Origin of the sequence: Neobacillus paridis, from assembly GCF_016765675.1 — a bacterium.
Taxonomy (GTDB): Bacteria; Bacillota; Bacilli; order Bacillales; family Cytobacillaceae; genus Neobacillus; species Neobacillus paridis.
The window spans coordinates 135204-156553 of sequence record NZ_JAESWB010000134.1; the positions used below are offsets into that span (position 1 = coordinate 135204).

Here is a 21350-nt window from a genome sequence, read left to right on the forward strand (position 1 = left end):
GTCTATGAAAATCAAAAAAATGGAAAGGAGTGAAGAAAATGAAGGCCAAAAAGAGTGTTAAAAAAGGGCTCATAAAAGTGATGAATATCATGACTTTAACCGGGTTCATTGCCTCTGGAATCTTGATTTCACCATTTCAAACGCAAAAAGCCCATGCGGATACGATTGTCGGTAATTACAATGGAAAAGACATCTTTCAGGATGAAACTGGGAACATGTACACCATCAATTGGGTGTCTGAATTAGTGACAGAATACCGAGATGTTGTCCAAGTTGTTCCGGAAACCAAATATCGCACTGTTGAAATAGAAATCCCCACCGGTGAATACAAGACAGAAACGAGAATCCGCTATGACACCGAATACTACACTGTCCAAGTCCCCGTCTTTGAAACCAGGGCCCGCACCGTCACCGTTGATAAACCAGAGACTAGAACCGATTACACGACGGAATACTACACTGTTACCGTTCCCGACTATGAAACACGCTCCCGAACCGTTACCGAATACAAAACAGAAACTCGATACCGTAATGTGCAAAAAACAGTGACAGAATATGTTACACAAGAAAAAACAGTGACAGAGAAGGTTCCTGTCGTTAAAACGAAAACAGTGCCGTACACTTACTACGTCACAGAAAAAGTGAAAGAAGAGTATACTTACTATGTGACGGAAAAAGAAAAGTACACGTACTACGAAACGGAAAAAGTAAAGAAGACCGGCTATCGTACTGTAACGGTAAAAGTACCACACACAAGAACGGTAATCGTCGACTATAAGTACCAGACTGAACAAATATGTTCCGCACCTCAAGATCGTATATATTGTCGATGGGTTCAAGTAAAGATTCCAGTTTACGGGAAAGAGACCTATTACACCTATGAAACACGAACAGAACCTTACACTTACTACGAGGAAGTAAAAGTGGCCAAAACCGGATACCGTGATGTCAAAGTTAAAAAAACCGGCTATCGTATTGTGGAAGTGCAAGTTAAGAAAACCGGTTATAAGGAAGTAGAATATACGGAAATGGTAACCAAAACCAAAAAAGTAACAGAGAAAGTCCCTGTCACGAAGACCATTACCGTTCAAGAACCTTACACCGTTCAAGTTCCATACACACATACCGAGTATTACACTGTTCAAGTCGGTTCTCATCAAGAAACAAGGTCTCGCCAAGTGCCGTACACCTATACGGTTACAGTTCCATACACTTACACTGAATATTACCAGGTTGAAGTCGGCACAAAAGAGGAAACGAGATCCCGCCAAGTGCCAGTGGAATATACAGTGGAAGTCCCTGTCACTCAAACCATTACCGTAGAGGAGCCTTACACGGTGATGACCACTCAAATCGTGAAAGAGCCTTACCAAACCATCGTCCGTATCCCTCAAAAGGTAGCCTACCATCCTGGAGAACTAGCAGTATCTCCATCTTCCATCCAACTTCAAGACACCCCTGAAGAGTATAAAGGCAAATCAGTCGCAGAAATTCAAAGCATTTTGTCAGAAAAGCTAAAAGACCGAAAATACAATCACGATGTCAAGAATCAATTAAAAGAGGAAAAAGCCAAAGGGTCTCTTCACTTAAAACAGAACCAGTATAATGCTTGGGTGGAGCAATGGCTGAACAGAGAGCAATCTAATCACGATAAGAATAACGGCAAGGATTAAAAGGAAGGTAAAAAAAGAAAGTCCCCCCCCTTTTTTTAGGGGGTCTTTTTATGAATAGATTAGCAAAATATTGAATATCGGAATAATTAATAGTATAATAGGAAAAGAAAACAATCATCATATAGGAGGTTAATGACTCTATGTATGACATGAAAAAAGTCTTCATTTTTCTGCTTTTGCTTATCCTTGTTGGAGGCGGTTCAGGATATTACTTGTATACAATGAAAGATTCACCCAAAGCAAATTCTGAAGTGAGACAAAATAAGGATGTTCCGAAACAAAAGGGAAAAGAGATAAAACAAGGAAATGATTCAGAGCATAAAAATAAAAAAGGAAAAGAAGACGGAAAGAAGACAGACCATAAAAAAGAATATACAACGTCTCCTATTCATTTCCAAAAAGTATATGAATTGTGGAGTAAAAACGACATCCCCGGCGCCCAGAAGGAAGCAGAAAAGATCCTCGCGAAACACCCCGACAATCTAAATGCTGCCATGCAAGCAGCCTACGTCTACAAATCCACCACAGGCAAGCCTGAAAAATCCATTGAAATCTTAAAATCCTTTGATGAAACCTATCAAGATAATGCTCTCCTAAAATCCACATTAGGCTTGTACTATGCAGATACTTTCGATCACACACAATTTGAACAAGCACTTGACTATGCCAAACAGGGATACAAAATAGCCAAAAATGAAAAGAAGTCAGATAATGACATGGTTTTTCATGTGGATGCCTACGCATGGACACTTGGTTTGATGCAAAACTTCGATGAAAGCATCTATTTGTATCAAAAGAAAATTTTTGAAAACAAAAAAGTGACCATAAAAGATCCCAATTCGATGCTTCATTACGGAATGGTGTTGGTTTTAAACAATAAAAAAGAGGAAGCCAAACCAATTTTTGAATCCATACTTGCCTTAAAGGTAGAAGATGTTCCAAAAGAAAAACAAAACGACCTATTTGTTGCTCAAGCAACAGCCAAGGCCAATCTTGAGTAAAAGAAGCCCTTTTTAGGGTTTCTTTGTTATGTTTCTTTTTTATTTAACCGAAGAGAGAAGGGGGCTGGAATGATGAAGAAGGCAAAGAAAACGACGATTGGAGAAATGACGCAAACACGCATGGTGTGGAAGATTCATCCTGGAACGCGAATCGTAAAAAACAAAAAAGGAAAAGGCTCCTACAACCGGCAAAAAATAAAACGGGTGGATTGGTAGCCTCTCATCCGTCTCCTATTTTAAGGGAGATTATGTTTTCTTAATTCTTAAGGAGGTATAACCTTACATGATTTGCCAATCTTGTCACATCAAACACAACCCTGAACAGCCGATTCCCTTTTACCGCTATCATGGAAAGGTTCTTTGTATACGCTGTGCAGAACTGGAGTCCATTGCTGTTATTACTACTGAAAACATTCTCGGAACCCCTCCCAACCGTTTCATTGCGCCTGTTTTCAAGGAGATGGTGCTGATTTTACCAAGTCAAGGAGTACTTGCGATATCCCACTACATGGAAGGAATCAAAAAACAGCTTCTTAATCAGGCCAAAGAGCAGGCAATCAAAGAAAAGGGAAATGCTATTGTGGATGCCAATATGCAAATTTCCCGATTGGAAGGCATGCATTTTCTCGTTTCTTTTTCTGGAACCATTGTTTGGTCAGAGGCATGGGAAACATCCCAAAACGAGGATGAGCCTCCGATTGAAATTCCGACTCCTCAAACAGAACTCTCTGTTCCTGAATCTACCCCAATCCCACATTTAAAAGTAGTACAGCCTACAAAAGAACCTGTAAGTGAAGAGGAAGAAAGTGTGGTCGGAAAATATCCAGATGTTGGCGGAAATAGACAGATGAATCTATTCCGTAAAAAAATCAGTCAAGACTAAACCTAAAAATGGAGTTGTTTTTAGGTTTTTCTTTTTTTGTCTTTTGAATAATGTTATAATATTAATATAGTGTAATAATTTTGATATACGAAGATATAGGAGGGAATTGTTCATGGAAGCAATTAAAAAGATTGGAAGATTGCATGAACTAAAAAAAGAAAAAGAAGAATTAAAGAAACAATTGGATGCGCTTGTTGCCCCTCTTCAAAACCAACTCCACGCTCTTGAAGTGGAAGAAGAGGAGATCCGTTCCTTTTTAGAAGAAGAGGCGATTCAAAACGGGCAACAGGCTGCTTCCAAAACTGGCACTAAAACCTCTTTGTCTTATCCCGGTCTTGGTTCTGTCAGTGTGACAGAAAAAGAAGAATGGGACATTACCGACAAAGACGAAGCAAAAGCGATTGTCCTTGAAAATCCCGTTTTTGTGGATGCACAAAAAATAGACGTGGACAAAAAGGCATTCGTAAAAATTGCTTTGGAAATTCAGAAAGAGACGGGCGATCTTGTGTCTTGCGTTGGAAAAGTGAAAAAACGCACCACTCGCATCACGCTTGCAAAAATTGGGGAAGAAGAGGAGTAAGAGTGAAGAAACTCCCCTATTCGAGGGGAGTATTTTAGTACAATCCAACTATTTTTTTGGGGGTAAAATTTCTATGAATGAAATTTTGAAAGCACTTGTCGCCAAAAACAATGAACTAGAGTCCATGAAAAATATGTCACTGACGAATAGCTTTGAATATCATCAAAGCAAAACAGGATACGATTGAAGACATCTACCAGTTGATAGATAGTAAATGGACACAACAAATATTGAATTTTGGAGAATAAGGTGCTAGGTGAGTAACTCTCTCTTAAGAGGGAGTTGTTTTAAAAATCATAACAGGAAGGAATGAGGAAGATGGGGTTTGGAGAAGTCAAAAAGTTCGAAAATGGATTGATCGTCAAGAGCCGTAAATCCGCCATCATTTTGGAAGCGGATGAAACGAAACTTAATGGATACACCAAGATCTTTAGATTTACAGAAAAAGAGTTTCAGGAGTTTGTCGCGTACATTCAACTTGCCTCCAGTAAAGTATGGAAAAATGTGACCCCCAAAGAAGCACAAAGCGAAGCATCGGATTTCTATGAATATTACGACAAAGAATTAGACAATAATGGCTATTTACGAATTGGTGAAAGTCATTTGTTGATAAATCGACCAAGTTTAGAAAGTAATCGGATGTATCAATTTAATAAGCGAAAAATGGAGTCTTTTCTATATGATTTACGAAAGAGTGCAGGGGGAGTGGCAATGAATTTGGAGGAAATCAAAAAAACAGACGATTCTTGATGGCTTGCTCATTTTACGGATGAACACCATCTTTGATTCAACCCAAATCAAAGCTCAAAAAGACTGGCTTATCAAAGCCGTAGAAGTCCATGAGAAAACTATTCAACTAGCATTAATGACCTTGGAGGACCATCATCTGATGGGTGAAGAATATTGGAAAAATTTAGTCCATCTTGGATGACTTGTATCAATAATCCTAGAATATAGAATACTCATATCACACCAAAATGAGGGGGTATATGAAATGAAGCAAAATAACTATCACCGCTCGGAATCAAACTACGATTTCAGAACAAACAACATTTCTCCACAAGAAGCAGCTCAAAGACGTATATTGCGAAATAAGGAGTTAGAAGAAGAAAAAATAAAAAATGTTTTAGATCGATTAAAACAGCAATATAGAGTATACGAGAGAGAATTGAAAGAAAACAATGAAAATGAAGATAGAATGATTGATTTATCAATTGCATGCATATTGGCAAATTCAATTCCATATCTTCTCAAATTGATTGAAAACGCAGAAAATGAACGAATCAAATCTTTTCACGAAGGGTATAAACAAGGTTTATTTGACGCAGAAATGAAACGCCTTACTGATGAAGACTAATTCACAATACAACACACTAATAAAGTTCAACAACCTCTCAACTGTGAGAGGCTTTCTTTTTTTGTCAAGTAAAAATGAAAAAACTACTAAAAAATACTTGACACAATATATAGTGGCCGTTTAGCATTGGAGATACAAGATACATATTGGAAAATGTTTGCAGCATGATTGCCCATCCTAGAATTGAAAAAAGAAGGAAAAGGGGGGTCGATCAAATCAAAAAGGAGTGAGAGAAATGCTAACAACTTGGATGAGAAAGAAAGTAGAATGGGAAGAAAGCCTGAAACCGGAAACGATCAAGCTGCCAGAAACGATGGATCCCGCATTAAAAGAGCTGGTGTTAAAAGAGCGGGTAAGGATATCTATCATGAGTCTTTTAAAGAAAGCATTCATCATAGAATTCGTTGTTTTGGCTTGGCTCTTCATTAGCCTTGTTTTTCTCCAGCATGTTCTCTTGGTAGGTGGCGCAGCACTGACCCTTGACGTCATTGGCGTCACGTTTTATTTCTATCAAAAATATCGTAAAATCCGTTACACCTTTAATGGAGGAATTGTCGGACCGAGTGGGGTGTACCATGAATAACGAAATCAACCGCATTCTGCTTCATGTAGACCAATGGGAACAAAACAGAAAAAAATGTCTCGCTTTAAAAACCGCTCTTACCCGATTGTTTTCCTTACCAAGCGGGGATGAAGCGGAAGATAGAAAGAAAATCAGAGAATTCATCCATCAAGTGAAGACACGCCCTGAAGATAGAAAAAAGTGATGGAGACTCTTCAGCAACTCTACCATTCTTTTGAAACAGAAAGAGAAGAGATTTTTGATAGTATTATCGCTCATTTGTTTCAATCTCCATTTGGTGTTGTTGTGATTCCTGATGACTTTTGGTTCACCAAAGTCGGGCGAGCGATGTCACAACTCAAAAATGGATTTCCGCTTATTTTGTTGACAGCGGGAGATGTTTCCCATCTGCTTGGGGTAAGCAGGCAATATATCCATGAAGAAATGAAAAAAAGCATTTGCCCTTTCAACAAGTGGGAAAATATGAAATCCTCCAACTTTCAGATGTTCTTCTATATGCCAGAGACAGGTGCTAGAACCTGTTTTTCCATTTTCCTCTAATCCGCTCCCTATTATTAGATGTCGTATTCTCCATGAAAAAATTGACAATTCCTATAAAAACTCCATAAAATGAATATAGGAATAAAGAATGAACGTATGAATGCGACAAGAAAGGTGTGAAAAAATGAACCAGACCAAAGTCCAATCGAAGTGGAAAGTCGCGCCGGAGATAGACCCGTCTTTTCATCAAAGATTGAATCGACAATTGAAAGGATTGGGAAAAAGAAGCATTCACCCGCTTGTGGCGAGACATTTGCAGTCTATGGGAATGACAAGCGTTCGTGAAGCCATTCAATTTCTATTTCCAAAGAAAGACCATTGCCACTCTCCATGGAAACTAAAAGGAATGCGTGAGACAGTTGAGCAATTAGAAAATGCTATTGTAGGCGGGCTACCGATCACGGTGGTAGGGGATTACGATGTTGACGGCGTGATGGCCACTGCCATTGCCTATCAAGCACTTCAGGAGCTTGGAGCTGTTGTGGACACCTACCTTCCGCACCGGACAAAAGAAGGCTATGGAATCAAACCTCTCATCGTGGAAAATCTCAAGAAGCGGGGGACAAAAGTGATCCTTACAGTGGATAACGGAATTGCGGCTCATGAAGCAGCGAGTCTTGCCAAACACTACGGGATGACGGTCCTCATTACCGACCATCATACGCCAGGAGAAAACCTGCCTGTTGCAGATAGCATCATTAACCCTCATCAAGTTGGATGTTCCTACCCCTTTAAACAAATTTGCGGCGGGGCGATTGCTTATAAACTTGCTCAAGCCCTGTTTGAATACATGGGAATGGATGATGAATTAGTTCATCAATTTGATGAGATGCTTGCCATTTGCACGGTGGCGGATGTCATGCCTCTTCGGGATGAAAATCGCTATTTTGTCCTGAATGGGCTTAAAAAAATGAAGAAAAAGCCGTCACGACCTGTAAAAGATTTGTTAAAAGCGCTTGGGATGACCACTCAACAATTAGATGAGACAGCCATCGGCTTTTACATTGGGCCCGCTCTAAATGCACCGGGAAGACTGGATTCAGCAGAGGATTCCCTGAAATTGTTTCTTTCGAAAACCCCTCATGAATCTATCATGATGGCCAACATGTGTGTGGAAATGAATAAAAGGCGAAAAGAATTAGTAGAAAAAACCATGAAAATCGCAGAAACGCTCATTACGCCTACACCTGTCCAAGTCCTGAAAATGGATGTACATGAGGGAATTGCGGGTATCATCGCTGGACAAGTCAAGGAGTCTACCGGTTGTCCGACGTTTGTGTTGACACCAGCTCATACCGAGTCCGGACAAATCATATTAAAAGGATCCGCAAGAAGCCATGAGGGGTTCAGTTTGTATCGGTGTTTGAAAGACATATCCGATAATCACCCTGAATGGTTCCTCGGATGGGGAGGACATGCTGCCGCAGCAGGTCTTTCTATTCGACCAGAATATGTAGAAGAATTTGCGAAATCTGTAAATGACCTCTATCATTCTGTTGAAATAGAAGAATCTGCGCCGTACTATCTGGATACCATTTCCGAAGATGCTATGGAAGATCTCTCTTTTGAACTCGCGCGTCTCGCCCCTTTTGGTATGGGACATCTCCGCCCTGTCTTTAAAGTAGATTGCCATATTGTCGAAAAGAAAATATTTGGCCCGAAACAAAACCATCTTCGCCTTCTTTCAGCAGGCGGCAAGGAATATACTTTGTTTCGCGGGGCAGAGTTGCCTATTACCACTAACCAAAAGGCATCCATCTATGTTTCCATTGGACGTTCAGTTTTTGCTGGAAGAGAAAAAATGGATGTGTTCATTGAAGATATTGAGCAATAGAGGGGATTTCCCTCGATGATGACCCTCAAAATGAGGGTTTATTTTTTGTCTAATTATGAATAACGTGATAAAATAGGAATATATGAATAAATTTCGGTCGATGAAAAAGGAATATATAGGGGGTAATTAAAACATGATCTTGAAAATCATTGTATTGTTAGCAGGACTAGGGATGCTCCTCGCCACCTTTCTTTGGTTAGAAGAGCAGAAAAGACAGAAACAATTGGAAGAAAAGTTGAAGACGTTTTTCATGCAGAAACATATTTCTGCCCAAAACATGCCTCATGAATACCCAAAAGACCAGCAACCATCTGAACAACCAAAAAGGAAATCTATGAAGGTTCCGACATTAAACCAAATGCTTGATACCTTCGACCAACCAGAAGTTTTGGCTATGCAAGAAAGCGGGTTTTCCTCTTTTGAGAGAAAAATGAATGGAGACATCGTAACGTTTCCTTCCCGTCATTTTTTTCATCCAAAAGACCCTGTTTACAATCAATTTTTGATGGATGCATCTGATGATTTTCAGGGGCAATATCATTAACCCAAAAGAAAATCCTCTCATAGGGGATTTTCTTTCATTTTATTGATAAATTATGAATAACGGAATATAATTAGAATATATTCGTAATTTAAGAGAAAGTAGGGAATACTTTGATGTTTGCTCTTCAATCGGTAAAAAAAGAAATTGAAAAGTATGTGGAAGAGGAAATAAAGGAACTCGAATTTCAAGAAAAATGGCTGCTTCAACATTTGGAGGACACCCAAAAAAAATTAAAAAACATCCAAGAGAAAAAAGAAGAAGCGCTTCAGTCTCTAGCCGAACTCAACAAAGAGGAGGAAATGGCATGAAATGTCCTGATTGTGGGAGGGGAGTATTACGTCCTATCCAATCCTTTTTGATTTGCAATCGGTTCCCCGTTTGCCGTCACAAAGAACTGAATACGCATGTTCAGGCAGACCCTTTTAAAGGGAAGACCTATGTCGTGTGGGATACTGAAACTACAGGACTTTCCAATTCAGACCAAATCATTGAGATTGCGGGTGCGAAAGTTGTCAACGGGCAAATCGTGGATGAGTTTGAAGCCTTAATCAATCCCGGCTTTTACATCAACATGAGAATCACCGAAATTACAGGGATCACAAACGACGACTTGAGAGGAAAACCTTCCGAACAAGAAATCATTCCCTCCTTTTTAGAGTGGTTAAACGGAGTGGACTTTTTGGTAGCTCACAATCTTCCTTTTGATGCGAGGATGTTAAAGGCAGCTTGTCGGCGTGTTGGTCTGCCGCTTTTTTCTGGTGATGGGGTTTGTACGCTTCAGATAGCCAAAAAGCTGTTGCCAGGTCAAAAGAGCCATAAACTGGGTATTTTGTGTGACTATTTCGGAATTCCTTTAATTAATGCTCACAGGGCCATCAATGATGTTCGCGGGACGGTAAAGGTATTTGAGAAATTCAAGGAACAAACACAGGACATTCCAATGAAACCATTTCAGGAATTTTGCAAGCGTTAAGCGGTAAGTCCGCTTTTCGGTTATACTGCTTTGCAGTTTACTTCATTTTAGGAGGAAATTCATGTACAGTCTATCTCCGAAATCCTTCATCATATCCATCATTCTTTCTGCTATGCTCGGATCTACTTTTACTCTTTTCATTCAACAGTTTCAAGCAAGACCCATCCCAACCCACCAGACTATTTCGATTCTAAAGCAAAATCCCCCGTCGATTGTGAATGCTGTTGAGACATCCAAAAGAGCGGTTGTGGGAATTTCTGTCATGAGGAAAAACCAATCGGATGGGAACCCATTAACAGAAACAGGCGGCGGTTCCGGCATCTATTTTGATTCTTCAAAAGGCTATATTGTGACAAATAGCCATGTCATCGAGGGGGCTGATGATGTGGAGGTGGTGCTCTATGACGGCTCAAAAGTAAGAGCCAAGGTCATTGGAAGTGATTTTTTCTATGATTTAGCTGTTCTTCAGGTGGATCCCATCATTTTCTACCAAAAAGGCATCGCACCAGCCATATTAGGAGATTCTACCAAACTTAAGCAGGGAGAAACCGCCATCGTAATCGGGAATCCTTTAGGAGAAGATTTTGCTCAAACGGTAACGGCTGGCATCATCAGTTCCACGAACCGAAAATACCCGATGAAAGACGAATATGGGAACACCTTTTGGGAGAGAGTTGTATTGCAGACAGATGCACCGATTAACCCCGGTAATTCCGGAGGGGCTCTCATCAATAAAAAGGGGGAAGTCATTGGCGTCAACAATGCTAAAATAGCGGAACAACATGTAGAAGGCATGGGGTTTGCCATCCCGATTTCACAGGCCAAACCAATCCTTGCTCAACTCATTGAAAATGGGAGTGTTATCCGTCCTGCGCTTGGCATTGAAGCCTATACTTTGCAAGACTTGATGGAAACAAGCAGACCAAATGTACCCGTTCAAGAAGGGGCAGTCATTTTGCATGTGTCCAAAGAAACCACGCAATCTGGCTTGAAAGAAGGGGATTGTATTGTAAAATTGGCCGACAGAGATGTGAAAAACATTGTAGATTTACGCACTATCCTTTTCTCGCACCTCCCCAATGAAATCGTGACAGTAGAATTCTTTCGAGGAAATAAAAAAATGACCCTTCAAGTGAAACTCATTCCGCTAAACCTAGATAAAAAATAGCCATTATACTTGATTGAATAAAGGAATAATAGTATAATAAGTTCATAAATCAAGAGAGAAGTTCTGTTTTTCCTATTCAGAGCTTTCTCTCTTTTGAAGAGATAACATAAACAACCAAGAAGAATGTATCGTTTCCATATGAGTAAGTGCCCAAGCGCTCAAAGGAATCGGACTTCAAATCCTGTAATCGTGGGTTCGAATCCCACCTTACTTCTTTATGTGCATGAATGGTGTAACGGGAAGCACTCTTGGAGGAGGAAGTGGTTGGATTCCACTTGAAAATAGTGTACGCAGCATTCTTCTGGGGAGAGCGGGTTCAAGTCCCGCTTCATGCCATTAGCACCACTGCCAGGTTGTAGTGAGTGTTCCTGGAGATGTTCTTTTCAAAAAAACAGCTCTTGATTATAGAAATCCCATGCAGTTTGTACGTTTGAAGCACGACTCGGTTTCTCTCCTATCCGCTTTGATTCCTGCTAAAAAAAACGGTGAAGGATGAGGGGAACTTAAATGGACAGAAGGTTGCCGCGGTTCCTGCGGAAGTTCCGATGGAATCGTTTGATGGTCACTAGCGTATGTGCAGGAAAAAAATCTTGCCGTTTGGGATTTCTTTTTATTTAGGCTGTTTTCGTAAACTTCGTTGTTTATGTGATATAAAACTTGTGATATATCGAGAAGGAATATTCAGAAAAAGGAAAGGGGTGTCAATTTATGTTGTTTTTCTACTTACTTGTGATACCACTATTAGGAGTTTTATGGTTTTTAACTTTCACTTCTTTTTTGAAGAACTTAAAGAACGGTAAAAGCACTCACAATCAAACTATTTTAGGTGCTGTTTTAACATTTATTTTCCTATTTGCACTCATGTACGTCTTCGTTGCTGTACATTAACAACTAATAGACCTAAAGAGACATACCTTTTATCATTTGTTCTGATTTGCTTAATTCACAGAAATCTTCATATACGACTTCCCTCATACTTGAACGCCTCCTAAACCGCATTATATCATCCTATAAATAGTATATAGTCATGAAAGCCACAATCTATACGAAAACAGCCTTTATTTATGAGTCTCCTTTTATTTGCGGAGAAAAGGGGATTGGGATGAAACACTCCCCGCACAACCGAGTGCCAATCCGCTTGGCGTTAAATGGTTTCCGCCAATTCAAGGGTTACAGTTTTCCTGCTCCTTCAAGCAAAAAAAACGAAACCATTTTAATCGGTGTTTGATGGTTCGCGCCACAGGTAGAACTCCTGATTAAAAAAGTGAAATCATCCCCAGAGCGACAGGGTTATCATGCAAAGCTGAAGGAATGGCTCGGCTTTCCCTGCTTGGAGGGCGTAAAAATGCCAAGTATCCCTGCTTGGGGCTTACCCAAGCCTGCCATTCATTATGTGTCGCCTCACGAGTCCATGTAGACTCCTTTTTTGCGGCAGGGGGAGATTTCCCCTTGTCGTATTTTTATTTCTGTTAAAAAAAATGCCAAATTGTTGAACGAATAACGGAATAATGATAATATAAAGTTATAAAAAAATTACCTCTTGTAACAATTGTTTGATTAGTACGAATGGAGGAGGAAAGAATTCAATGAAATACTTTGAAGTAAATACACCTTATTACGCTTTGATAAAAGCTAAAAACAAAGAAGATGCAATGAATAAGTACGTTGAATTTGTAGCAGAAGATGATGGCACTTTAGGAGAAGAAATGAAGGAAGTTAGCAGAGATTATGCCCTAGTGAAATTTAGCAGAGCATATGACGAAAACCAAAAACTATTGCCAATTTCAGGAGTTGTTGAGGAATTTAACTGTCAATCAAATGAAGTTATTGTGGTTGACGGTTCATTAATTTAGTGTGCCGTAGTCATGATGTGAAGGAGCGTAAATGATGATAATAACTTTTAATTAACTTATTTGAACAATGGGAAGGCTCAATTAGATTGGTTTGAAAGCCAAAAGGAAATGTAATTTTTCATTGATAATAATAATTTAGAAGGCATTTTTGATGCTATAAAAGTTACTGGATGTAGAGAATTAGATATTTACTTTAATTAAATAAGTAATGCCTTTAACATATAGGGGTGTAGTTTAACGGCAAAACAACAGACTTTGACTCTGTTGAGTTTGGTTCAATTCCAGCCGCCCCCGCCAATCTCTATTTACTTTGCGGGTGTAGTCTAATTGGCAGAGACCACAGGTTTAAGCACTGTCTAGTTAGGTTCGATTCCTATCACCCGTATTTCCACTATTGGGGAGTAGCCAAGTTGGTAAGGCCGCGCATTGTTAATGCGTCTAGCGCGGGTTCGAGTCCCGCATCTCCAGCCAAAAAAACTATCAGGAGTGGTAATCATGCACATCATGGTCCATTCGCTTGACCAGATCCAATCCTTTTTTCCTGATACCACCAAGAAAAATGTGTTAATTCGTATTGAAGAAAAACCCACTTTGCTCACGCCTTTCTATGAGGATGTCCTGCATCTTTCTTTTAGTGACATTACCCAGGAAGAATATGACGACTTGCGGGGTCAAGGGCTTTCTCGCGGATTTCAGTTGTTTTCTATAACTGACGCAAAAAAGGTTCTTCAATTTGTGAATCAGCATCTTGATGCAGATGTTCTGCATATCCACTGTCATGCCGGGAAAAGCAGGAGTGCGGCCATGGGAATCGGGATTCAAAGAATACTAGGGTTGCCGGATGACGCGATCCAGTTTCGAAATGCTCCTATCATTCCAAATGAGACGGTGCTGAATATTTTGTTACATGCTGCTAATAGAGCTTAAAGCCTAACAATATGTACAAGTAATTTCAATCGGTAGAATTGTCGGCGAATTGCGGATTCAAGGCCTGTCTTGGACATTGGAAAGGGAATATCCTTTCTTCCCTTTTCTCTATGTGGAGTTAGCTTAACAGGAAAAACATTGGTCTTCCAAACCGAAGCTGTCGGGTCGGTTCCGATACTCCACTCCAACAATTAAAAATCGAGCAGAAGTTCAAATTTAGGGCATATGTTCCAAGGCTGGCGAGTGGATCTCCAAAATCTGCTGGATAGGTTCAATTCCTGTCGCCCCTGCCAAAAAATTACTTTAAACACTGAATTTAAAAAGAGAAATACAATCCATTGAGAGAGGAGTTCACTCATAATGGAAGCCAAGTTCTTAAGAAATATATTTTATGGGTAACAACTAAACATGAAGATGGATGTTCCTCCCACTGGCAGGCTAGAGTAGAAATCTACTTTTGACTTACAATGAAGCATTAAAAGAAATAAGAGAATTATACTATGAGGTAGAAATCATAGAATTCTAAATAGACAATAAGTCTGTCATAACATTTATTTTGGCAAATAAAGGAGAAGAATTTCATGAAAAAATCAAAATGGATAGGTGCAGGGGTTGTGGCTTTAGCCGTTCTTTTGATCGGGGCACCATTCTTTCAGCGTAATGGCAGCCTAAAGAAACCTAGAACACATTCAGTCCGTTCTAAAATGACCAAGTAGAGTGTATCTCCCAATAACCAAAAGGAAAGATCGAGGGGATGATTCCAAGTGATACTTTCCCCTTTTATGGGGAACAACTCCCATTATTTCATCCTGTAAGGAGGCAGCCCTTTTGAATCCGTGTGTTCGATCTGATATTCAAATTGGAATGGAAGTCCGTGTGGTGTTAAAAAAGGATCAGCCGACAGGAAAACTCACCTCCGGGGTAGTCAAAGACATTTTGACCAATCAGGAATATCATCCTAGAGGCATAAAGGTACGATTAATAAACGGGAAGGTGGGGCGCATTCAGGAAATTGTCTCTCCCTCTCTTTCTGGTAAAAAATTGTGGGACTGCATCATCGAGTGCCGGGCATGTTCTTCCATCACAGAGCTGTCCCAACATTTTGCGAAAGGGGAAATTTACATTAACGGGGAGAAGACAAGTGACCCTGACATCGTACTGGAAGACGGTCGATATATTATCCGAATCGGAAAAGAACATTCGCTGGAACTCTATCTCACGAATGGAGAAGTCCGTAAACAAAGAACGAGAAAAATGTGAAAAGGGGAAATGTTTACTTGTTCCCATCTGAAAGAAGGGTTCAATGCTATTTCATCCTCTAAAAGAAGTCCACTCAATCTAATACCCTTTCGTAAAGGAGAAGAAAATGAAAAAGAATCGATTTGCGATTGTTGTATCTGTTTGTGCAATTTTTCTAATGGGGGTGATGTTTGTCTATAAAGCAACCTCAAAAGACGAAGGAAAACCGGACAGCAAAATGGAAGTGGAAAAAGCCATCACCATTGATGGAAAAGACATCTTTACTCAAAATGAAGACAAATACCTCGTCTATTTCTACCAGGATGACTGCCATTTTTGCCAAGAGTTTACCCCTACATTAAAAAAATACCTCAAACAAAAAGACCATCTTCCGGTCTACAAGGTAAATCTCCAAGAAAAATCTCAACTCAAATATTGGACCAAGTACAAAATCGACGGGACTCCAACGATTTTAGTCATCCAATCCATTGACGGCAAAAAGCACGAAGCAAACCGTTTGGTTGGGATGCAGACTTTAGAACAGCTAAATGCCATTCAATAAAGACCTCTCTTTTAGGGAGGGTTATTTTTCCTCTCGCGTGAAGCTGCAGAAGCAAAAATCGAGACATTCAAATCGAATCTACGGAAGGAACTTGCCACCAAAGAAGGAATTCTTCAAGCCTTGTTCCGAGAGTGGAACTGCAATCATGCATCAAGTGACGATAAGGACTATATGAAAACAAGAATCCTTGATGTCTTCGGCGTGGAAGTAAAGTGTTAAGTAGATTATCTAAAGAAGAAAGCCTCCGATCCTCGGAGGATTATTGAATATAGGAATAATATTTGAAAATTGGTATAATATGAATAACATCATATAGCCGAATCCTGGCATGATTTTGCGTCTAGCCGAAAAACACGATGTTGATTTGCACCAAAGTTTCATGATTGGCGACAATGAAACGGATGTTGTGGCAGGCAAAAAAGCAGGATGCAACACCATTTTCATTGGTTCGGATGAAACAAGTGCGGATTTTCAGGCAGATAGTTTAAAAGAATGCGTAAAATTGATTTTGTAGCTAAACAAAGAGAGGTACTTCCTCTCTTTGTTTATGACCAACCTTTCAATGATTAATGCAGAAAATATCGGTTCTATTATTGAATATCGTAATAATATCGTTATATAGTTAAATTAAAAGTATCATCTTATACGAAAAATGAAGGAAACAGGGGGAGTTTGCATGAAATTGACAGTCGTTAAAACCAACGATGGCTATGAATTGTTCGAAAAACGGAATGGAAAGGCGAATATCGGAGATCTGGTGTGCGTGTTACCAGAGATTGTTTTTGATGAGAAAAGAATAGACCGTGCTTTGTTTTCCGTAAAATCAGTCACGGATGGCTTCATTGAAACATATCAAGGAGATTTCCAGTTTTCGCATCATGACTACGTTTTGGTTGGAAAAAGAGTAGTTATTAACAATCCCTACACGGACTGGATTTTGCGCCTCCTGAATGCAGACAGATTTACCGGCTTTAAGTCTTTTCAAACAGTAAACCTCCTCTTTAAATGGGCGGTTGTCCTGCAAGAGAGGGCAGTCAATCTGAATGAACTGCACAAAGACATATTGAAACGTGGAAAAAAGGCACAAGAAGAACTGTTTTCCATTTTGGATGACATGTTGTCAGATTGTGTCGAATAGGGGGCACAATTCAAATTGTGTTTTTCGACGAAAAGTATCGGTTGTGGGACCATGATAAATCGCATAAACCCAACAATCCGTGCCCGGAATGGATCCTTCGTTTTTTGGAAGGAAAATAAGGCCATTCCATCGTACCCACCCGCCTTCGCTTGTGGGAAGTATCGCTTCCTAAAGAAACTCATACTATTGACGATTTAAAAACCCAACAACCTGTCATTCGAAAGGTCAAAGAATGACAGGTATTGTGGAAGAAATGATTTCAGATTGTGGGGAGTAAGTAAAGAGAATAAAGGAGGAAATGTTGATGGCAAAGGGATTTGACGAAACCACCACACTCGCCGTTCGTTGGCGCAAAGCGGAAAAAGACAGGGTGATTACCTATCCCAAGATAAGTTCAGGTTGGCTCATGCATGATTTCTTGTGTGAACCAGCCTTTCAAGCCTTGATTAAGGAATTAGCTGAAAGAGGCTATGACCTTTCCACACTTCGGTTTTCCGTTAAACTAAAAGAGGGGGAACAGTAAATGAACCAATCTACTCTCATGGAGAAAACGTTCGATGTTAATGGAGTCTCACTCATCGTTCAAATGGATTTTTCTGCGATGGAACAAACCCTAAAACAGATAGAACAAGAATGGGAGCCGGGAGCGTTCACCGAAGTCTTTTCCTGTGAAGAGGGAAACGTCACCGCGGACGACTACTTCGGAGACATTACACGCATGCGAGAAGGACTTCAATCTATTCAAAACCACCCAGGACTCCTAGAACACTTCGTCAAGAAAGTCCGCAAGAAGAAAAACGGGGATTTTTGGATGAATTCCGGCACTACCATTGAAACCATGGACTTTGTCTCCACCTACTTCACCGATTTTACGAATGCGTGGAGTGTCCTTCAGTTAAGGCTGGAAGTAGAATCAAACCGGGTTTGTCGCCTGACTCTTCACAAAAGGACGGTGACAAGCTGATGAAACCGATTGTCGTTAACTCGTATCTCATTCCATTTGAAATCGACAAGCAGACCGTATCCATTTTTCTTCAATTTGAGGTAGATGGTAAGCCTTGCGTGTAGCCGATTACCGAGAATGATGCAAGAACCTTGCATCATCTCTTTTGGATGGAAAAAATAAAGAAAGAAGGGGAAAATTCATGAATAAAGTTGATTTGTTTACCGTTAACCGGGATGTCCGATGCTTGAAATGCGGCAATAGAGGCGCTGTCAAGTTCTATGGCCGCTACTATCCAAGAGGGGTAGGAGAAAAAGCCGACACTATCAAATCCTATGAGCCGTACCGAAAGAAGCCTTACATGAGTCCAGCTGTGGGCTTTGGCGGGACTATTCCACATGAATGCCTGAATTGCGGGAATAGAGGTCTCATAGATTTTGGCGGTCTTGAAGGCTATAAAAAAGCATTTACAACCATAAAAGAGTAAGAGAGAAGAGCCCATTCTCTCTTTTTTCTTGTTTGAATATCGTAATAATGTTAATATATAGTTATATAAAATGAAATATTTCACTCGAAGATTGAAGGATAAAAGGGGGATTTACCGTGAAAACAAATAAAAAAAATTCATCATCGACACTTTGCTAAAACATGGATGTGGCATTTGCGAGACTTACAAACCAGACCGAGGTGAATTGAGAACAGGAGAAAACTTCCTCATTTCAGAAGACGGCTCTACGGCTATCACAGTGAAAAAACTGGTATTGACTGTTCATGAAAAACACCGCCATTTTCCCAAAGACAGCCCAGGATCGTAAACATATTTTTAGGAAAGGTGGGGCTACCGCGCTTCGCTTGCTTTCTTCTAATTCGCGTTTGCTTGCTTCGCAAACAAACACTCATTACGAAGCTATGTCCCCATCCAACCCTATTCAATTTGAATCTCATATTTAGTTTTCAAAGAACAGGTATTAGATTATGAGCCCTAAAAATTAGGCTCAAACATAATATACAAGGGGGAAGTATCATGGAAATGATGACTGAAAAAGAATACGTTCAAATGCTTGAAAACTTGGTTGTTTTCTTGTGTCAAACGTATGAGAAAATTCACAAAACAGCACTTGAGGAATGCAAGAAAAATGGAAATGAATTTGCTTTTAAAATGCCGACGATTCAAGGAACGCCAAATGTGATTGCGATTAACCGAATCGCCAAACTCATAGAGCATCCAAAACCTACTCGTCCCTTGACGCATCTAGCCTATGAAATGAGAAAACGTCTTAAGGAAAAGGGGGAGTCATCATGAATGGTCTATTTTGGGAGTATGCTGCGATTTTTGTTCGATCTCTCTTGTATGTAGGAATACTCTTTCTTTGCAAATATTTTCTTCAGAAAAAAGGGAAGTCTGAAGTCATCATGCGCCCACTTGTATTAAAAGGAATACTTCTCATGGGGCTTTCGCTATTCTTGAATATTGCTGAAACCCGATATTTCGGTTGGAATGAAACAGCCATGTCAACGGAGGAAATGGTTTGGGATATCGTGACCACTATCCCGTATGTGCTGTCCATGGCTATGGTCTTTTTCGGGTTCTTTCCAGAGAATCTATTTTGGCTGACAAAAACAGAATATAACATTCTTTTGGAAAACAAAGAAGTGCGGATATCCGCCATACGGTTCAAAAACTTTTTTGTTCCGGAATATGACGGGTTGTATCTGGCGTTCTTTAATAAAGTGGAAAATCGGTTCACTTCGAAACTGGTAGTTGAAACGAAAGAAAAAGACAACCGCGAAAAGCTGATTCACCTTTTCCAGCAAAAGTATCCAGAATTGCTTGCCATTCCAGGTATTCAAGCTCTCTTAAAAGGGGAGAAAAAATCAGGTAATGAATAGAAAGAAGGGATTCTCTTCTTTCTTTATGATTTTTGGAATATGCTATAATAGTTTCATAATTTGGAAGAGGAGGGTGACATTTGCCAATTCACGCAACGAAGTTGCTGCAAGCAAAAAGAACAAACCCGAAAAAAGTAGTTTTACATGAACAGACCGTATCCAGTCAGCTCCGCTACACCTTATCAGACACCCGAAATGTTTTGGAGCAAAAAACGGTAGAAAATGTGGTGCCATACATCCTATGGAATGACACTTGGAACAAAATAGGATTTTTTGGTCCAGATAAAGACCATCCCACTACCCATCATGCCGGAAAACGCTATTCCAGAGGGAGAAAGGTCTTTGTGGATTTTGGCTTAAATGCAGGACGAGAAGCCTCTCTGCCACATCCAGCGATTGTGATACAGAATTTTAAAGATTTAGTGTTGGTTGCCCCTACAACCAGCAACGACGGAGGAGCGTTGGATCCGTCCATAGAGAAAGTCATTCTTTCGGTTCCAGGAGACGGAGTGATATTCCCGCAAGACACCTTGATTGAATTACATCAAATGCGATGTGTCGCGAAAAATCGAATCATCAACGATTTGAAGGTCAATGTCGATCAGTATATCGTGCCAAATCGTGTGGTCGACACCTTAAACCAACAAATGAAAAACGCATTCCTTATGGCTCAAACCTAAAAGAAGTGTTAGAAGCCAAAATTTGTTTCCATTATGCTCCTAATATGTTCCACCAAAACCTTCGATTAAAAATGCAAACGGAACAATTAATCCATGAAAAGAGGGAATTAGAAAGAGAATTGCAAGAATTAAAGGCAGTCTATCAACAAGCTGCCGCCAATCAGGAAACACCTTAAATCGTTTGCAGAATAAAGATTGAATATTGACAAACATTCCAGAATGATTTAACCTATAAGTGAGATTACTACTACATTGCCCTTCTAACGAATGTTAGATGTGGTCATCAATCAACTGACATGCGCCGTGAACGATGGTTCATGTGCTGAATAGGAGCTTTCATCCTCTGGATGAAGGCTCTTTTACTTTTTTAGGAATCATTCAAGTGGAGAGTGTTTATCAGTTCCTTTACATGAATAATGGAATTTTGATATAATATAGTTATAAATTTAGAATGACCATGAGGAAGTAGAAAAGTCGAACAGGAGGATGATTCGATGAAGTGGCTTAATAATCAAAAAGGTAATTTTGATTTCGGTGTAGGACATGCTATGATAATCTTTCTAATTGGGACAATCATTTCAATGGGTATTGTACACATGTTCTATCATGAAAAAAAGACGTACACCATTGAGGCGATCATATCCGATAAAAAATATTCCGTACCAAAATCAATGGCGACATTCAATTTTGACACCAAAAAAAGAGTTTACACTCTTGTCATCTCTGATGGGAAGAACCACACATGGGAGGAGAATGTTTCTTCCAATCTTTATAAAAGTGTTGAACTAGGGGACCGTGTCACGCTGAAGATCACTAAAGAAGAAAAAGAAGTTGTATCCATCGAATTTCCTGATGACAAAAATGACAAGAACGAGGTTAACTTTTAACAAGGATATACTCCTTGTTTTTTATTTTCCTGATTCGAATATCGTTATAAATATATAATGTTGTTATAAAACATTAATATCACAAAGGAAGTCCA

At 39.8% G+C, this 21350-nt stretch carries 28 protein-coding genes, 4 tRNA genes and 1 pseudogene; all 33 read left to right on the forward strand.

Translation table 11 applies throughout. The features are described 5' to 3' along the window. Positions 1–38: 38 nt before the first annotated feature. The 33 genes and pseudogenes from JK635_RS08085 (at position 39) to JK635_RS08240 (ending at position 21255) form a co-directional block, all read left to right on the forward strand. A complete protein-coding gene (locus tag JK635_RS08085; protein ID WP_202653453.1) occupies positions 39–1673 on the forward strand; it encodes a hypothetical protein in 1635 nt (544 codons plus the stop codon). A 140-nt stretch (positions 1674–1813) separates the two neighbouring features. Further along, entirely contained in the window at positions 1814–2674 is an 861-nt protein-coding gene (locus tag JK635_RS08090) for a tetratricopeptide repeat protein (RefSeq protein ID WP_202653454.1), read from the forward strand. A 69-nt stretch (positions 2675–2743) separates the two neighbouring features. Continuing rightward, positions 2744–2890 carry a hypothetical protein gene (locus JK635_RS08095; RefSeq protein WP_202653455.1) on the forward strand — a complete coding sequence of 49 codons (147 nt, stop codon included), beginning with the start codon at positions 2744–2746 and terminating at the stop codon, positions 2888–2890. A 67-nt stretch (positions 2891–2957) separates the two neighbouring features. Further along, complete coding sequence (locus tag JK635_RS08100) at positions 2958–3557, forward strand: hypothetical protein (RefSeq protein ID WP_202653456.1); 600 nt, start codon at positions 2958–2960, stop codon at positions 3555–3557. 112 nt (positions 3558–3669) lie between these two features. Next, positions 3670–4137, forward strand: coding sequence for a hypothetical protein (locus JK635_RS08105; protein WP_202653457.1), 468 nt, complete (start codon positions 3670–3672; stop codon positions 4135–4137). 318 nt (positions 4138–4455) lie between these two features. Further along, entirely contained in the window at positions 4456–4887 is a 432-nt protein-coding gene (locus tag JK635_RS08110) for a hypothetical protein (RefSeq protein ID WP_202653458.1), read from the forward strand. Between the two features lie 244 nt (positions 4888–5131). Then, complete coding sequence (locus tag JK635_RS08115) at positions 5132–5494, forward strand: hypothetical protein (protein ID WP_202653459.1); 363 nt, start codon at positions 5132–5134, stop codon at positions 5492–5494. 235 nt (positions 5495–5729) lie between these two features. Next, positions 5730–6077: a hypothetical protein gene (locus JK635_RS08120; RefSeq protein WP_202653460.1), complete on the forward strand. Its 348-nt coding sequence runs from the start codon at positions 5730–5732 to the stop codon at positions 6075–6077. Then, the gene (locus JK635_RS08125; protein WP_202653461.1) at positions 6070–6261 is read left to right on the forward strand and encodes a hypothetical protein; all 192 of its coding nucleotides are present in this window, start codon (positions 6070–6072) and stop codon (positions 6259–6261) included. Before JK635_RS08120 ends, JK635_RS08125 begins: the two co-directional genes overlap by 8 nt. After that, positions 6258–6617 (forward strand): hypothetical protein, encoded by a 360-nt coding sequence (locus tag JK635_RS08130; protein ID WP_202653462.1) that lies wholly within the window; start codon positions 6258–6260, stop codon positions 6615–6617. Before JK635_RS08125 ends, JK635_RS08130 begins: the two co-directional genes overlap by 4 nt. Before the next feature lie 124 nt (positions 6618–6741). After that, positions 6742–8451 (forward strand): single-stranded-DNA-specific exonuclease RecJ, encoded by a 1710-nt coding sequence (recJ, locus tag JK635_RS08135; RefSeq protein WP_202653463.1) that lies wholly within the window; start codon positions 6742–6744, stop codon positions 8449–8451. Between the two features lie 133 nt (positions 8452–8584). After that, positions 8585–8995 carry a hypothetical protein gene (locus tag JK635_RS08140; protein ID WP_202653464.1) on the forward strand — a complete coding sequence of 137 codons (411 nt, stop codon included), beginning with the start codon at positions 8585–8587 and terminating at the stop codon, positions 8993–8995. Positions 8996–9108: 113 nt separating this feature from the next. Then, a complete protein-coding gene (locus JK635_RS08145; protein ID WP_202653465.1) occupies positions 9109–9303 on the forward strand; it encodes a hypothetical protein in 195 nt (64 codons plus the stop codon). Continuing rightward, positions 9300–9968, forward strand: a complete 669-nt coding sequence (locus tag JK635_RS08150) for a 3'-5' exonuclease (protein ID WP_202653466.1) — start codon at positions 9300–9302, stop codon at positions 9966–9968. The genes JK635_RS08145 and JK635_RS08150 overlap by 4 nt, the downstream gene beginning before the upstream one ends. Positions 9969–10029: 61 nt before the next feature. Further along, a complete protein-coding gene (locus JK635_RS08155; protein WP_202653467.1) occupies positions 10030–11136 on the forward strand; it encodes a S1C family serine protease in 1107 nt (368 codons plus the stop codon). 221 nt (positions 11137–11357) lie between these two features. Then, positions 11358–11471: transfer RNA gene (locus JK635_RS08160), tRNA-OTHER, on the forward strand. A 1251-nt stretch (positions 11472–12722) separates the two neighbouring features. Continuing rightward, a complete protein-coding gene (locus JK635_RS08165) occupies positions 12723–12989 on the forward strand; it encodes a YosH family protein (RefSeq protein ID WP_202653468.1) in 267 nt (88 codons plus the stop codon). Positions 12990–13301: 312 nt separating this feature from the next. Next, positions 13302–13374, forward strand: a tRNA-Leu gene (locus JK635_RS08170). Between the two features lie 10 nt (positions 13375–13384). Beyond that, positions 13385–13460: transfer RNA gene (locus JK635_RS08175), tRNA-Asn, on the forward strand. A gap of 24 nt (positions 13461–13484) precedes the next feature. Beyond that, positions 13485–13916 (forward strand): hypothetical protein, encoded by a 432-nt coding sequence (locus JK635_RS08180; RefSeq protein WP_202653469.1) that lies wholly within the window; start codon positions 13485–13487, stop codon positions 13914–13916. Between the two features lie 112 nt (positions 13917–14028). Then, a tRNA-Gly gene (locus JK635_RS08185) sits at positions 14029–14103 on the forward strand. A 394-nt stretch (positions 14104–14497) separates the two neighbouring features. Beyond that, on the forward strand, positions 14498–14632 hold the full coding sequence (locus tag JK635_RS24700; protein WP_306792924.1) for a hypothetical protein: 135 nt from the start codon (positions 14498–14500) through the stop codon (positions 14630–14632). 112 nt (positions 14633–14744) lie between these two features. Then, a pseudogene (locus JK635_RS24195) lies at positions 14745–14933 on the forward strand (YwbE family protein); the annotation flags it as partial. Positions 14934–15282: 349 nt separating this feature from the next. Further along, positions 15283–15717, forward strand: coding sequence for a thioredoxin family protein (locus tag JK635_RS08195; RefSeq protein WP_202653471.1), 435 nt, complete (start codon positions 15283–15285; stop codon positions 15715–15717). Between the two features lie 328 nt (positions 15718–16045). Next, entirely contained in the window at positions 16046–16231 is a 186-nt protein-coding gene (locus JK635_RS08200) for an HAD hydrolase-like protein (RefSeq protein WP_202653472.1), read from the forward strand. Between the two features lie 162 nt (positions 16232–16393). Further along, positions 16394–16855: a hypothetical protein gene (locus JK635_RS08205; protein ID WP_202653473.1), complete on the forward strand. Its 462-nt coding sequence runs from the start codon at positions 16394–16396 to the stop codon at positions 16853–16855. Between the two features lie 304 nt (positions 16856–17159). Then, positions 17160–17378, forward strand: coding sequence for a hypothetical protein (locus JK635_RS08210; protein WP_202653474.1), 219 nt, complete (start codon positions 17160–17162; stop codon positions 17376–17378). Then, on the forward strand, positions 17379–17819 hold the full coding sequence (locus JK635_RS08215) for a hypothetical protein (protein ID WP_202653475.1): 441 nt from the start codon (positions 17379–17381) through the stop codon (positions 17817–17819). Between the two features lie 181 nt (positions 17820–18000). Further along, positions 18001–18285, forward strand: a complete 285-nt coding sequence (locus JK635_RS08220; protein ID WP_202653476.1) for a hypothetical protein — start codon at positions 18001–18003, stop codon at positions 18283–18285. Positions 18286–18822: 537 nt separating this feature from the next. After that, positions 18823–19101 (forward strand): hypothetical protein, encoded by a 279-nt coding sequence (locus JK635_RS08225; protein WP_202653477.1) that lies wholly within the window; start codon positions 18823–18825, stop codon positions 19099–19101. Next, on the forward strand, positions 19098–19688 hold the full coding sequence (locus tag JK635_RS08230; RefSeq protein ID WP_202653478.1) for a hypothetical protein: 591 nt from the start codon (positions 19098–19100) through the stop codon (positions 19686–19688). The genes JK635_RS08225 and JK635_RS08230 overlap by 4 nt, the downstream gene beginning before the upstream one ends. Before the next feature lie 80 nt (positions 19689–19768). Then, positions 19769–20368, forward strand: coding sequence for a type II toxin-antitoxin system PemK/MazF family toxin (locus JK635_RS08235; RefSeq protein ID WP_202653479.1), 600 nt, complete (start codon positions 19769–19771; stop codon positions 20366–20368). A 494-nt stretch (positions 20369–20862) separates the two neighbouring features. After that, a complete protein-coding gene (locus tag JK635_RS08240; RefSeq protein WP_202653480.1) occupies positions 20863–21255 on the forward strand; it encodes a hypothetical protein in 393 nt (130 codons plus the stop codon). The last annotated feature ends 95 nt before the right edge of the window (positions 21256–21350 follow it).

Excerpts from the sequence above, each read along its gene's own strand:
- JK635_RS08085 (WP_202653453.1), top strand. The coding sequence starts at position 39 with ATGAAGGCCAAAAAGAGTGTTAAAAAAGGGCTCATAAAAGTGATGAAT.
- JK635_RS08090 (WP_202653454.1), top strand. The coding sequence starts at position 1,814 with ATGTATGACATGAAAAAAGTCTTCATTTTTCTGCTTTTGCTTATCCTT.
- JK635_RS08095 (WP_202653455.1), top strand. The coding sequence starts at position 2,744 with ATGATGAAGAAGGCAAAGAAAACGACGATTGGAGAAATGACGCAAACA.
- JK635_RS08100 (WP_202653456.1), top strand. The coding sequence starts at position 2,958 with ATGATTTGCCAATCTTGTCACATCAAACACAACCCTGAACAGCCGATT.
- JK635_RS08105 (WP_202653457.1), top strand. The coding sequence starts at position 3,670 with ATGGAAGCAATTAAAAAGATTGGAAGATTGCATGAACTAAAAAAAGAA.
- JK635_RS08110 (WP_202653458.1), top strand. The coding sequence starts at position 4,456 with ATGGGGTTTGGAGAAGTCAAAAAGTTCGAAAATGGATTGATCGTCAAG.
- JK635_RS08115 (WP_202653459.1), top strand. The coding sequence starts at position 5,132 with ATGAAGCAAAATAACTATCACCGCTCGGAATCAAACTACGATTTCAGA.
- JK635_RS08120 (WP_202653460.1), top strand. The coding sequence starts at position 5,730 with ATGCTAACAACTTGGATGAGAAAGAAAGTAGAATGGGAAGAAAGCCTG.
- JK635_RS08125 (WP_202653461.1), top strand. The coding sequence starts at position 6,070 with ATGAATAACGAAATCAACCGCATTCTGCTTCATGTAGACCAATGGGAA.
- recJ (WP_202653463.1), top strand. The coding sequence starts at position 6,742 with ATGAACCAGACCAAAGTCCAATCGAAGTGGAAAGTCGCGCCGGAGATA.
- JK635_RS08140 (WP_202653464.1), top strand. The coding sequence starts at position 8,585 with ATGATCTTGAAAATCATTGTATTGTTAGCAGGACTAGGGATGCTCCTC.
- JK635_RS08145 (WP_202653465.1), top strand. The coding sequence starts at position 9,109 with ATGTTTGCTCTTCAATCGGTAAAAAAAGAAATTGAAAAGTATGTGGAA.
- JK635_RS08150 (WP_202653466.1), top strand. The coding sequence starts at position 9,300 with ATGAAATGTCCTGATTGTGGGAGGGGAGTATTACGTCCTATCCAATCC.
- JK635_RS08155 (WP_202653467.1), top strand. The coding sequence starts at position 10,030 with ATGTACAGTCTATCTCCGAAATCCTTCATCATATCCATCATTCTTTCT.
- JK635_RS08165 (WP_202653468.1), top strand. The coding sequence starts at position 12,723 with ATGAAATACTTTGAAGTAAATACACCTTATTACGCTTTGATAAAAGCT.
- JK635_RS08180 (WP_202653469.1), top strand. The coding sequence starts at position 13,485 with ATGCACATCATGGTCCATTCGCTTGACCAGATCCAATCCTTTTTTCCT.
- JK635_RS24700 (WP_306792924.1), top strand. The coding sequence starts at position 14,498 with ATGAAAAAATCAAAATGGATAGGTGCAGGGGTTGTGGCTTTAGCCGTT.
- JK635_RS08195 (WP_202653471.1), top strand. The coding sequence starts at position 15,283 with ATGAAAAAGAATCGATTTGCGATTGTTGTATCTGTTTGTGCAATTTTT.
- JK635_RS08200 (WP_202653472.1), top strand. The coding sequence starts at position 16,046 with ATGATTTTGCGTCTAGCCGAAAAACACGATGTTGATTTGCACCAAAGT.
- JK635_RS08205 (WP_202653473.1), top strand. The coding sequence starts at position 16,394 with ATGAAATTGACAGTCGTTAAAACCAACGATGGCTATGAATTGTTCGAA.
- JK635_RS08210 (WP_202653474.1), top strand. The coding sequence starts at position 17,160 with ATGGCAAAGGGATTTGACGAAACCACCACACTCGCCGTTCGTTGGCGC.
- JK635_RS08215 (WP_202653475.1), top strand. The coding sequence starts at position 17,379 with ATGAACCAATCTACTCTCATGGAGAAAACGTTCGATGTTAATGGAGTC.
- JK635_RS08220 (WP_202653476.1), top strand. The coding sequence starts at position 18,001 with ATGAATAAAGTTGATTTGTTTACCGTTAACCGGGATGTCCGATGCTTG.
- JK635_RS08225 (WP_202653477.1), top strand. The coding sequence starts at position 18,823 with ATGGAAATGATGACTGAAAAAGAATACGTTCAAATGCTTGAAAACTTG.
- JK635_RS08230 (WP_202653478.1), top strand. The coding sequence starts at position 19,098 with ATGAATGGTCTATTTTGGGAGTATGCTGCGATTTTTGTTCGATCTCTC.
- JK635_RS08240 (WP_202653480.1), top strand. The coding sequence starts at position 20,863 with ATGAAGTGGCTTAATAATCAAAAAGGTAATTTTGATTTCGGTGTAGGA.